Annotated in this window: 13 protein-coding genes and 1 pseudogene; 3 read left to right on the forward strand and 11 right to left on the reverse strand. The window is 63.5% G+C overall.

Annotation, left to right across the window (positions count from 1 at the left end; genetic code table 11):
- Positions 1-72 precede the first annotated feature (72 nt).
- The 3 genes and pseudogenes from KAK07_RS23350 to KAK07_RS23360 all read right to left on the reverse strand — a co-directional run.
- Positions 73-354: pseudogene (locus tag KAK07_RS23350) on the reverse strand (transposase); the annotation flags it as partial.
- A 134-nt stretch (positions 355-488) separates the two neighbouring features.
- Entirely contained in the window at positions 489-683 is a 195-nt protein-coding gene (locus KAK07_RS23355) for a hypothetical protein (protein ID WP_210804686.1), read from the reverse strand.
- A 154-nt stretch (positions 684-837) separates the two neighbouring features.
- The gene (locus KAK07_RS23360) at positions 838-1,779 is read right to left on the reverse strand and encodes a hypothetical protein (RefSeq protein WP_210804685.1); all 942 of its coding nucleotides are present in this window, start codon (positions 1,777-1,779) and stop codon (positions 838-840) included.
- A 165-nt stretch (positions 1,780-1,944) separates the two neighbouring features.
- On the opposite strand from KAK07_RS23360, the gene KAK07_RS23365 reads away from it, so the two are divergent.
- The 3 genes from KAK07_RS23365 to KAK07_RS23375 are packed head-to-tail and all read left to right on the forward strand — an operon-like array spanning position 1,945 to position 3,754.
- Positions 1,945-2,529 (forward strand): RNA polymerase sigma factor, encoded by a 585-nt coding sequence (locus tag KAK07_RS23365; protein WP_210804684.1) that lies wholly within the window; start codon positions 1,945-1,947, stop codon positions 2,527-2,529.
- The gene (locus KAK07_RS23370; RefSeq protein ID WP_210804683.1) at positions 2,526-2,915 is read left to right on the forward strand and encodes a hypothetical protein; all 390 of its coding nucleotides are present in this window, start codon (positions 2,526-2,528) and stop codon (positions 2,913-2,915) included. The genes KAK07_RS23365 and KAK07_RS23370 overlap by 4 nt, the downstream gene beginning before the upstream one ends.
- The gene (locus tag KAK07_RS23375; RefSeq protein ID WP_210804682.1) at positions 2,915-3,754 is read left to right on the forward strand and encodes an ImmA/IrrE family metallo-endopeptidase; all 840 of its coding nucleotides are present in this window, start codon (positions 2,915-2,917) and stop codon (positions 3,752-3,754) included. Before KAK07_RS23370 ends, KAK07_RS23375 begins: the two co-directional genes overlap by 1 nt.
- Before the next feature lie 35 nt (positions 3,755-3,789).
- Here KAK07_RS23375 and KAK07_RS23380 read toward each other — a convergent pair whose 3' ends face one another.
- From KAK07_RS23380 to KAK07_RS23415, 8 genes are all read right to left on the reverse strand, one after another.
- Positions 3,790-4,371 carry an AAA family ATPase gene (locus tag KAK07_RS23380; RefSeq protein ID WP_375140912.1) on the reverse strand — a complete coding sequence of 194 codons (582 nt, stop codon included), beginning with the start codon at positions 4,369-4,371 and terminating at the stop codon, positions 3,790-3,792.
- Positions 4,372-4,374: 3 nt separating this feature from the next.
- Entirely contained in the window at positions 4,375-5,028 is a 654-nt protein-coding gene (locus KAK07_RS23385) for a DUF7002 family protein (RefSeq protein ID WP_375140911.1), read from the reverse strand.
- A 6-nt stretch (positions 5,029-5,034) separates the two neighbouring features.
- Positions 5,035-6,399 (reverse strand): adenylosuccinate synthetase, encoded by a 1,365-nt coding sequence (locus tag KAK07_RS23390; RefSeq protein ID WP_210804680.1) that lies wholly within the window; start codon positions 6,397-6,399, stop codon positions 5,035-5,037.
- 356 nt (positions 6,400-6,755) lie between these two features.
- Positions 6,756-7,949, reverse strand: coding sequence for an IS91 family transposase (locus KAK07_RS23395; protein WP_210863423.1), 1,194 nt, complete (start codon positions 7,947-7,949; stop codon positions 6,756-6,758).
- A gap of 10 nt (positions 7,950-7,959) precedes the next feature.
- On the reverse strand, positions 7,960-8,835 hold the full coding sequence (locus KAK07_RS23400; protein ID WP_210863425.1) for a tyrosine-type recombinase/integrase: 876 nt from the start codon (positions 8,833-8,835) through the stop codon (positions 7,960-7,962).
- Positions 8,836-9,061: 226 nt separating this feature from the next.
- Positions 9,062-10,480 (reverse strand): DNA cytosine methyltransferase, encoded by a 1,419-nt coding sequence (locus KAK07_RS23405; RefSeq protein ID WP_210803153.1) that lies wholly within the window; start codon positions 10,478-10,480, stop codon positions 9,062-9,064.
- 74 nt (positions 10,481-10,554) lie between these two features.
- Positions 10,555-11,142 (reverse strand): hypothetical protein, encoded by a 588-nt coding sequence (locus tag KAK07_RS23410; protein ID WP_210803152.1) that lies wholly within the window; start codon positions 11,140-11,142, stop codon positions 10,555-10,557.
- A gap of 76 nt (positions 11,143-11,218) precedes the next feature.
- On the reverse strand, positions 11,219-11,782 hold the full coding sequence (locus tag KAK07_RS23415; RefSeq protein WP_210803151.1) for a hypothetical protein: 564 nt from the start codon (positions 11,780-11,782) through the stop codon (positions 11,219-11,221).

The following is an 11,782-nucleotide window of genomic DNA, read 5'->3' on the forward strand; positions in this document are numbered from 1 at the left end:
AGCGGATCAAGAGCTACTTCGAGCATGAGCCGGTTCGGTATGCGGCTTGAGTTCAACACTTTGATGCCGGCTCAATAGCTCGACGTTTCGATAGCACTCGCGCTCGAGACGTCGGCTCGACTGCAGCCGGTTGAGGTAGCCATAGATGTAGATCTTCAGCAGAACGGCCGGGTGATACGACGGCCTACCCGTCAACGCCGGTCTCGCCCCCTCGAAGCCGAGGACTTCGAGGTCGAGTTCATCGACGAACGCGTCGATCACTCTCACCGGGTTGTCCGCAGCGATGAAGTCATCGAGGGACTCGGGAAGCAGCGTGACCTGGTATCGGTCCTCGCCTTCGATGAACCTCGGCATACCGGCTCCCGCAGTCGATATGTCCACGACTCTAGGCAATCGATCGCTTCTGCCAAGCCGGGTTTTCACACAGCCTCGCTGCAAAGCAGCCGCCCATCTGAAGTCCGAGTCCGGCGCAGCCATGACATCTCAGCTCAAGCGATAGACCAATCTCTAGTCTGGCTCAAGTGCTGAGCTCGACGGCGGTTGTCCTCGTCGGAGAAGAACATCATGAAGAGAAGCCTGCCTTGGCCGATTGCAGCCTCGAATGCGAGCGTGGGCTCCTCGTAGTCGTAGGCGGTGGCGTAGATGGCCGCGAGGCGGTTGAGGCTATACAACGGTGAACTCATCGGACAACCCTAGTGCAATCGGTAGCTCATCAAATGACCTAGCGACAATCTCGTGACGGTGCCCTAACAACGGGCACCGTCACGCTCACCGGCGGATGGATAGGTGGGGTCTGGGGCGTACTTTGCGATGCCGGAGCCGCCCCTCGAGCGGCCGTCACGCAGCCTTGCGGCCGGCGTCGAGAACCGCATCGAGCGCGTCGAACCAGGCGCGCGTATGGACGATGCGAGCCTTGTGCGCCCGGGCATCCAGGATTTCCGCCTTCGACATCTGGGACACCGTCTCCCACGACTCCATCGGCAGCACGTAGGTGGCGTTATTGACCTGCGGGCATTCGAGGACGCACAGCCCCTGCTCGACGAAACCGAAAACGCAGTAGCCCTCGAAGCCACCGACGCCGATGGCCACGAAGTCGGGCTTCTTTTCGCCCACCGCGGACATGCGAGCTCGCAGCACACCCTGGTTGCCGGCAGGAGCACGCTCGACCATCTGCTCGAGCGCCGGAACCGCCGACTGCCACGGGTTCTTGCCGGGCGGCAGCAGCTGCCAGTAAAGGCGTCGCACCGGGGCGCTGACCCAGTTGGTCGGGTCCTTGTCCAGAACCTCGAAGCCGCCGAGGGCTTCCCGCATCATGTTAGCGGTGTTCGTGGCGACGACAACGCTGGCCTCGTCGTTCGAGAACGGGCCGGCGACCACGTAGACCTGGCCATCACCGCGTACCTTGACTTCCAGCTCGAAGCTGTAGGGCGGAACGTGAGTGCGCGGGTAGCGCTGGTAGGGCACGTCCACCAGCTTTTCCATCTCTTCGGTTTGGCGACCGGCGAACTGGGTCCAGCGCCAGACGACCTGGCGGTAGGAAGTCTCCATGGGCTGGTCACGGTGGATGATGTCGTAGCCTTCAGCGTTGCGGCGGGACGCAGGCCCCCTTCGAGCCGGCGCCAGCAGGCGCTGACCGGGCACGAGCGGGCTATCGAAGCCGAGCGCCGCGAGGCGGCCTTCGACGCCGGGGTGGACGGCCAGACCGAGCACGTACAGCTCGGACGGCTGGAGATGCTTCAGGTACTTGGAGATGTTGCGGGTTTTACGGTTAATCTGCATGTTTAGGACTCCTTTTAGGCTGTTGGGGGGGATGGCGCAGAACCGTCCCCTTACCCAGAAGGACTCCCGAGAACGGCGCCGTGGACGCCGGCATCAAAAAATATTTTTCGTCGCTTGGTGTCCACGGCCGCTTGCTGGAGAGTCCCAGGGAGGGAGGCCCCGTCTATGTCTGCGATTCCCGAACCCCCAAAACCCCTGACGCCCGCCGAGGTCGAGGCCACCATCAGCGCCTTCAGCGCAGCCGACTGGAAGCGTGCGGAGCACATCGCCGCCAGCTTTTGCGGCGGTCTGACCGGGTGGATGCCGATGGACCTGCTGCAAGAGACCCTGACCAGCTTGGTGGCCGGTACCCGCAGCTGGCCGGGTGGCCTGCACCCGCTCGTGGTGCTCAAGACCGCGATGCGCAGCGTGGCCAGCAACACTCGCAAGCACAACAAGGCCAGCCCCATCGACGAGAACGTGGTCGTCGAACCCTTCGAGGCTGAGGAAGCCGATAAAACGCCGGTGGCCCATGGCCAGGCCACCGTGACGCCGGAAGACGAAGTTTCCGGCAAGCAGCAGATGGCCGCCGTCTACGCGGCGCTTGGCGGCGACCAGGAACTGGAGTACCTCGTTATGGTGTGGGCCGACGGCCTGCGCGGTGCCGAGGCGAGAGAGGCATTGGGCTGGGACGCGAAGAAATATGACGCCGCTCGAAACAGGTTGCTGCGCAGGTTGGCAGCGCTGGACCCCGACCGGAGACCGAAATGACCAAGCCAAAGAACGAATTTGATACCTTCATCGACGCCTTGACCGATGAACTCATTGCGACGCCCGACGAGCACTTGCTGGAAGGGCACGATCCAGCGGCGGTTCAGGCAAACGGCCTGCGGCTGCTTCAATCGGCCAAAGCTGCCGCTGGCCGCTCAAGGATGGCTGCAGCTCGAGCTGGCTACGCGAACCTGAAGTCTCGACCGCACGCAGATGCCCCAGTCGTGTCCGCCGCGGAAGCTCGTCGGTTCATTGCTCAGGCATCCAACGACGTGAGATTTACCGTGGCTGCACGTAACCTTGGCGACCTATCGGACGACGAGGCCATCAAGTTGTACGCAAAGCTCAGGTCTCTGCAACCAGGCGACGATGGAACAATGAAGTGATGACTCCCGGCGAACGCGCTGAGGCACTTGTCTCAGAGCTAGGCATCAGCACTCCCGGCGAGCTCGACGTCGAGGCGATTGCCTTTGATTCAGGTGTTGAAGTCGTCTACGAGGAAATGACGGGTTGCGAAGCCTCGCTGGCAGGCTTCGAGGACCGTGCCATTGCGACCATCAATCCGTCTGGCGTGCGCGGCCGGGAACGCTTTTCGGTGGCACACGAGCTTGGACACTGGCACCTTCACAGAGGCCGCTCCTTCCAGTGTCGTGTTGATGACCCGAGCGCAAACCTCGCGTCGAACAAGGCGTTCGAGAAGGAGGCCGATGCGTTCGCCGCCCATCTGCTGATGCCACGCCCCATCTTCAATCCGCTGGTCGCACAGCTCGGGCAGCCTACGTTTCAGCAGCTCACCAAATTGGCGGGTGAGTTCGACACTAGCATCATGGCCACGTCCTTGCGGTTGGCTGGCATCAACACGCTGCCGGTTATCGTCGCTTGCTACGACAAGGGTGGGCGACGCTGGGCCATACCTGCGGCCGATGTTCCGCGGCGTTGGATTCTCAACGACAAGCTCGACGAGGACTCGTTCACGTACGACTTCCTTAACCACGGGAAGGAGTGCCGCGGCCTCGGAAAGCAATCGGCCGATGCATGGTTCCAGAACGATGACGCTGAAAAGTACGAAGTTCGGGAACAGTGCATTGCCAGCACCGCCGGAACTGCGCTTGTTCTCATCTACCTGCAGTCCGACATGCTCTACGTTCGCCCTGATTGGGATGCCGGCCGGAAGTACGACGCCCGCGGCTCGTACGTCTCAAAGCGTGGTGCGTACTCGAAGTAGGTGACGACGGCCAAGGAACCGCAACCGAGCGAGAGCTAGCCAGGCGTGGTGAGTACGCCCGCAATCTCCGCTGCCACTTCAGCCGCAGTCTTGCCTTCGACGAACACTATGGCGTCCGCGACGTCCCTCAACCCACGGGAAGCCACCTCGTTCGGATGCTGTATCGCCATGTCATACGGCGTTGCTCCCAAATATTCCTCCCCAGCGAGCATGCGGCTTTCGAATCTCGCCCGCAGCGTGCACTCCGATGCGTCGAGATGAACATGGAACACCGAGCCCGAAATGGCTCGCCTGAAATGCTCAACCTGCTGCTGTTTGCGAACAGCGTCGATGAGCCACCTCTGCTGGTCAGCTCGCTCCCGCAAGGTCGGGAGTGCCACTTCATCGACCAGCCAACGGTAGTCGGTGGCCTCATCGAGTTCGTCGCCGAGCGCTTGCAGGCCTGCGCGGTCAGACGCCCGATGGAGTTCCACGGCTCGCCTCTGTAGAAACGCGCCAGACCTCACACGTTCGAAATCAAACGCCGCCACAAGCTCTGTGGCTACGCTCGACTTTCCGACCGCCACTGGTCCGCTGAGCAAGAGAACCACTCGGTCGCCTCCCGCACCAGCGCTCATGCTTCACCGAGGAATCTGCCGCAACACAACCTCGCCGCGCATCCTGCGAACGTCAACGACGTGAGCAGCGATATCCGGCACGCCTTGCAACACAGTTAGTTCCACAACAGGTTTGCGAGGATGGCCGCGGGTGTTCATCTCGTAGGCAGCCAGCTCCTTGAAGATTTCCGGGCCACGTCTGGTCATGGCCGGAAATGTGTTGCCAGAGTTCATGTGGCAAAGGCGAATCCGGTCGCCGTGGGCGGCAACGAGCGAAGCCGTGTTGAGAGTCAAGACGTCGTGTTCGAGGTGGCCATATTGCCGGCCGTTTAGCAGACGGTGCAAGCGTTCCTCAGCCGTCCAGAAGAAAACGCGCTCGTTGATGAGCTCGTACCAGTCGGCAGCCGATACGCCTTCTGGAAGGGCCCGCTGAATGCGTGCGGGCTCCATCGGAATTTGGTCACGCAATACGATTGTTCCGATGCCAGGCACGTCCACGGGCACCTTCTGAGCACGATGCCCACGACGCAGATGCGTTGCCGCTGGGTCAGTAGCGCCCGATAGCCGAGTCACCTCATTGGAGCTGAGCAACCCGTGCTCACGGATACTGGGCCAACTGCCTGCTTCCGCCATGTGATAGACGCGCGGATAGAGTGCGATAAGTTGTTCAGGAGTCACGAGTGGCTACCAAAGACGCCGGTCGATGACGTTACGGTCATTGAACGCGGTAGAAATGAGAGAGACGGGCACGCCGGAAACCTTTTCGACTTCCTCAACGAAGCGAAGGGTCTCTTCGTTCAGCTGCTCGTATCGGTAGGCTTCGCGGTTTTCCACGCCCAAATAGTCCGCAAACGTGAGCGCTATATCGGTGGGACCGTTCAGGAGCAACGACCGCCGAAGCTGCGCCCAATCGAACTCGGCGATACGACGAGGCCTGTTTGTCGTCGACGTGCGCTCTGTCCTCTCAAGCTCCTTGAGGGGAATGCGCGAGCGCTGGTGGATGACTTTCAAATTGATGGGCGCGCTCATGGGCCCAGAGGTCTTGCCGGTGTCGGTGTCGCCCACGCGAATCGGGTAGGTGCGACACACCATCACGACCTTGCGCACATGACGCGCAGACAAGCCCGCCTCAGCGAGGCAGCCTGGCGCGCTGGTGACCCGCGAGGTCACGTGCGGATACGGCCCGTGGTGGATGCCCAGCGATGTGCCCTGAGTGCCTTCGAGCATGATGCGCTTGCCCTCCGACAAGCACTGCGCGAAAAACTCAATCGTATCGCCGACATAGTGTTCGAGCGCAGGGACGTCCTTAACAAGGCGCACATCGCTGTTCGGATAGCGGTGCATGATTTTGCGAGCGGTCGCCTTGCCGACACCCTGCGCAGTCGATGCAATCTCGTTGCGCAACTGGGCGTTCTCCCAGGCAACATCCTCATCCTCAATGACCATCGCCCGTGGGTCAATCATCAACCTATTGATGTCCAGGCCAAGTTTTGCAATCTCTGTTCTCAAGACGGTGAGGCTGACAACCGCACCAGCACCAATAATGAGCTTGGCACTCGGGTTTGCAATCGCCCCTGATGGAACCTGATGGAAGGTGAACGCCTCTCCCCCGCGCTGCCAGACTTTGTGTCCCGCATTGGGTCCACCAACTCGCACGAGCACGTCGTACTCGGGCGCAAGGAAATGAACGATGTTTCCCTTGCCTTCGCTCCCGTATTGACCGCCAATCAACACGTCGACCAGTGGAGCCGCAGTGACTGGTCGCGTCTCTAAGCGCGAAGCGACCCGAGCGTAGACGTCGTCAAGGTTGCATCTGTCCGTATTGATGACAACGTCCGCGGTCTTTCCCAGCTCCTCGACGTTACGCTCGGTCTCGCTCTCAGATAGCGCCGCATAGGAGCCGAGCTCCCTTGCCTTGTTACGCCGCTTCCCATACCGCTTGGCAAGCACTTCCTGCGCCGCAGTTAGGTGAACGTGAGTCACTTGCCAGCCACTATGCCGGATAGCCTGAATCTGGGCCTCAAGGCGGACAGAGTCGACGACCACCATTGTTTAGGGTTGTGGGATACCTGCCCGCGCAGGCGGCGGCGCATCGAGCCGATGCTGACCTGAGGGCAGGTGTCGCACAAGCCTCGAGGGAGGAAACCGCGGCGCATGCCACGGGCGTTGATTTGACGCGTCGGCCTATGGGGATTGCAGGTTCGGCACGTTCACTGGATGGCGCCGGCAGTGGCCTGGTGGTGTCCATTGCACGGCTGCCTTCTTGCGCTGAGGCCTGACCGAGCAAGCTTCAAGAAGCGTCTTGAGGCCCGTGGAAGGCTTGCACGAACTGGCGGCGCAGGCTATCCCGGCCGAGGCGCGTCTGCGGCTTGTCGACATCTCAACGAGGGTCGTGTTGCGGCGGTTCATGATGTCGGCGGCCCGCGGATGGTCTCTGCGCGCAGGCAGGTCTGTGCGCGCAGGAAGGTCTGTACCACCTGCATGGGGCCAGCACAGTGGCGACACACGAAGACAGGTGATGGCGTAGCCAGCGCCACGGCATCTTGCGCTGCAGGCTTGGGCTCTACTTGTAGCGCCTGGCGCACCTTGGCCAGGTCGGCTCGGCGGCTGCCATTGGCCAGAAGTCCGTAGTGCCGGATGCGGTGGAAGCCACCGGGCAGCACGTGCAGCAGGAAGCGGCGCATGAACTCCTGCGGCGACAGCGTCATGGTCTTGTAGCGCGTGCGGCCCTTGGCCCGGTAGTCCTTCCAGCGCAAGTGCACGCCGTGGTCATCCATGGCCACGAGTCGGCGGTTGGAGATCGCCACCCGGTGGGTGTAGCGCGAGAGGTAGGCCAGCACCGCCTGCGGCCCGGCGAAGGGCCGCTTGGCATAGACCACCCACTCGATGCGGCGCAGCGGCGCCAGCCAAGCGCGGAACTCGGCGGCGTCGACCAGACTGGCGTGTTCACCGAAGAACTTCAACCGGCCAGCCTGATGCAGCCGCAGCAGCTCCTCCAGGAAGCGACGCCGGAACAGCCGAGACAGCACCCTCACCGGCAGGAAGAACCCCGGCCGGCAGGCCAGCCATGTCGTGCCATCCGGCGCGAGCCCGCCTCCCGGGACGATGCCATGCACATGCGGGTGGTGCGTCAACGCCGAACCCCAGGTGTGCAGCACCAGCGTGGCGCCGATCCTGGCGCCCAGGTGTTTGGGATCCATGGCGATGGTCTGCAACACCTCGGCGGCCATGTCGAACAGCAGCCCGTAGACGGCGGCCTTGTTCGTGTAGGCGATGTCGGCGATGGGTGCTGGCAGCGTGAAGACTACGTGGTAGTACTCCACCGGCAGCAGGTCAGCCTGCCGGGCGTCGAGCCAGCGCTGCGCAGCTGAGCTCTGGCACTTCGGGCAGTGCCGATTGCGGCAGGAGTTGTACGAGACCTGCTCGGTGCCGCAGGCCTCGCAGCGCAATACATGGCCGCCCAGTGCCGCGGTGCGGCATTGGGTGATGGCCGACATGACCTTGAGCTGCGCCAGGCTCAGGTGGCCGCGTTGCGCCTCGCGCCAGGCTGGGCCGTGCTCTCGGAAGATGTCGGCGACCTCCAGACAAGGCCGCTGCACTGCCGCCGTCTCAGGCGGGCGGCGTCTGCTCCAGCGGGCCGAGCACCTCGCGCAGCAAGTCGGTGGCTACGTGGGCGTAGATCGATGTGGTCTCCAGGCGCTTGTGGCCAAGCAGTACCTGGATCACGCGGATGTCGACCTTGCGCTCCAGCAAGTGGGTGGCGAACGAATGGCGCAGCGTGTGTGTCGTCACGCGCTTGGTGATGCCGGCGGCCGCTGTAGCGTCGTGCACCGCACGGTTGAGCTGGCGGATCGTCAGCGGATCCATTGGGTCCAGACCAGGGAAGAGCCAGCCGCCGGGCAGCATCTTGCCCTGAGCACGGCCCACTCGCCACCAACTGCGCAGCCGTGCCAGCACCACTGGGCTGAGCATGGCGTAGCGATCCTTGGCGCCCTTGCCCTGCTCGACGCGCAGTGCCATGCGCTGGCTGTCCACGTCACCGACCTTGAGTCGACACACCTCGCTGGCGCGCAGGCCAGCGCCGTAAGCCACCGACAGCGCCGCCTGATGCTTTATGTTGCGAGTGGCTGCCAACAGCGCTGCGGCCTCCTGCACGCTGAGCACTGCCGGCACCGTGCGCGGCAGCTTCACTGGCTGCATGCGCACCATCAGCTCGCTGCGCCCCAGCGTCGTGTCGAAGAAGAACTTCAAGCCCGTCAGCGTCGCGTTGAGCGTGATGGGCGAGGTGCCGGTGTCGACAAGATGCAGCTGGAAATTGCGCAGATCCTCGACCGTGGCCGTGTCGGGCGAGCGCTTAAGGAACGCACTCAGCTTGCGCACGGCACGGATGTAGGCTTCCTGGGTCCTGGGTTCCAGCTTGCGCATGCGCATGTCTTCGAGCATGCGTTGACGCAGCGGCGAGACCGCCGGGGTGGTGGTGTCCATGGTTGCAGCTCCGTTGATCAACGAGGCCAATCGCCTCGCTATTCAACTTCGCACAACCCAATGCCGCGACCACCGTCTCAACGCATCGAGGTCGCCTACCGCGAGAGCGGTTTAGTCCTCCGCTGCATCGCCGCCTTTGGGTCGAGCAGACGTGTACGGCAATGCTGGAGAGCGGGGAGGACGCCTCTTCAGCGCCCTCCCTACCCACCCGCCGCGGATCTCCCGATCAGGCGGCAATGCTGTCGAACTCGACAGTGGCGCAAGGCTTGCCGACTGCGGGCTCTGCCATGGTGGCCAGCGCGCGGCCGAGCCATCGACCGAGCGCACGGACAGGCCTGGTGTCCACCGCTTGCCCCAGTGCCTCGTGGGTCGCGGTGGCCGATAGGCCGCCGATCAGGTGCTCGGGCACGCCCTTGATCCGGGCGTGCTCTCTCGGTGTCAACAAGCGCGAGAGCCCTGGGTCGCTTGGGTGCAGCAACCTTGGATCGGTGGATCCACCCTTGTGGTAACCCTTGCGCAGCGTGGGCACTCGGGTCGACTGCGGCGTGAGCCACTGCATCGAGAAGCCGCTGCCCTTGTCGGCGTCGCGCTGCTCCTTGCTCTTCAGGTAGACCACCGGCCGCCAGCATGGGTCATCACCAGGTACGGCATCCAGCAGTGCTTCCAGTTTCCCAGCAGACCGCGATTGCGATGCCAGGTCATGCAGTTGCAAGGCCAGTTCTGCAGGGCCGGCCACAAGGAACCAGCGTCGCCGGCCTTCCACGCTGCCAAAGTCCACCGCATCCAGCACGGCCTCGTGAACCACATAGCCCGCATCGCGCAGCCAGGACCTCAGGATGGAGGCGCTGGCCGTGCGTTGGTAGTCGGGCACGTTCTCTGCGAAGAAGATGGCCGGCTGCAGCGCGGCAATCCACTGGATGACAGCGGCCACCAGGTGGCCCACCAGCGGGTGATCCTCCATCCGCTGCAGGCCTCTCTTGGACACGCCGGCGCGCGAGGCGCCCGAGCAGGGGATACCTGCTTCGAGAACGTCGACATGGCCGATACGCTGCAACAGCCATGCGTCCGCCACGGCATCTTGCATGGGTGCGTTGACCACCACGGTGTCCCCGTCCATCAGTGGATGGACCCGGATCCCGTGATCTACCAGATCTTCGTCGATCTCATTGGCAAGGCGGAGTGACGCTCGCACGCCGGCATCAGCCAAGCCCTCGTGCAGAGCCCAACTCGTGATGCCTACGCCGAAGGCGATGCTGGCACAGCTGAGAGGCTGGCCGTCCCGCAGGCGCATAAACAGACGCAGGGCGCGCTCATGGCTTCGGGCATGGCATGCCGTGGCCAGGATATGGATGGCGCGCTGCTGGAAGACCACTCGCACGATTCCGTAGCCAGCGATCGGCCCGAGATCCACTTGGCTGTTGAGGTCGATCACTGGCACCAGGGTCTCGGCGTGCCCACGGGTCTTTCGGGAGACGCGTCGGTCGCCATCGTCACAGACCTCTACCACCACGCGTGCGTTTTCGGGGTCGGATCGGACTCGGATCGAGGCTCCCGGCAGGAAGCCGGCTCGCGACAGCGCTGGGGTGTCCAGGTAGAGGCGCGGCGCGCCGCGGTGCAGGCCGAGCCTGCGAGTGAAGATGTCCATGATGGCTCCTTGAAGTCGGGACCCCAAGGCGCCACCCCGAGGGGCGGCCCTCGGGGCAGGTCAGTCGAAAGGGTTCAGCCGGCGCTGTTGGGTGCCCGCTCGTCTTCGGGCACGTGGGCCCAGGCCAGAACGTAGGCGCCGTCGCCTTCGTCCCTGCTGACCACGGTGGTGGTCTCGATCTCGATGTCACCTTCCTGGTGGATGAGGCGACGAGCCAGCCCGACGGCCGGATCCTGTTGCTCGGTCACGCCGAAGGCTTGCACGCAGTCCCCGAAGCTCAGACCGTCGCGCACCAGGTGTGCGAGACGTGCCTTCAGGCGATCCGACACCTTGTCCTGGCCAGCCTCGCCTGGCGCGCGCTCATCCAGAACTCGGACGCACACGTCCAGCTCGCGAACCGCCTCGGCCAGGTCGCCACGTTCCCAGCGTCCAATGACTGCCTTGGCTGCGCTGAGCAGGTCCTCGATGTGATCGAACAGCCCTTGCAGGGCTGCGCCGCAGGCCTCGGCCGCTGAGTCGAAGTAGGTACCCTGGTTGGTGTGTACCGTTGAGTGACCGCGGCGGATCGTGAAGCCATCTTCATCGTCGCCGGTCACTTCGAGGGAGAGTCGATCGAGCAGACGATCAACGTCAGCCTGAAGATCGCAAGCGCTGTAGCTCATGGTGCTGGTCCTTTGCATGAAGGACGGGGCGAGGCCTGACGGCGCTCGCCCCAAGGGTTGGTGATCTCGAAGGGGCTCAGGAGCCCGGCATCAGGTGGATGTGACCCGTCGACCAGGGCGACAGGCTGAAGTCGTCCAGGTAGGGCCCCAGCAGCTCGAAGTACCGTGCCCACTGGTCCCGCCAGGTCGGAATCAACTTGACGAAGTCTTCGCCGAAGCGCCGTTCTGGGAAGTAGCTGAAGCCTGGTTCCTCGGCACCGCTGACCAGCGGATGAGCCGCTGGAAGGCGGGCGCCCAGACCCAGGTGACCCAGCGTCCAGGACGGACCCTTGGGCGTCTTCAGCAGGCGGCGGATGCGCCGGATGTAGGCCTCCGGCGTGCATGTCCTCCCCCGGGGTCTGAGCATCGCGCCCTCGCAGGCGCTGGCGAACCGCGTGGTCTGTCGCAAGATCTGTCGCTCGGTGCCGATCATGCCGATTTCCCACTCGCGCGAACGCCGCTCGCGTCCGTCGCGGTCCACGGTAGTCAGGTTGTTGCAGCCGCCTTCGATCGCGATGACGTAGTGCGTCTCAGACAGACCCTCCGCGAAGTTCGCGGTGATCGGAAGGCACATCCATTGGTACTCGATGCGATAGCTCAT

The sequence above is a fragment of the Ideonella alba genome, from assembly GCF_018069875.1.
Taxonomy (GTDB): domain Bacteria; phylum Pseudomonadota; class Gammaproteobacteria; order Burkholderiales; family Burkholderiaceae_C; genus Ideonella; species Ideonella alba.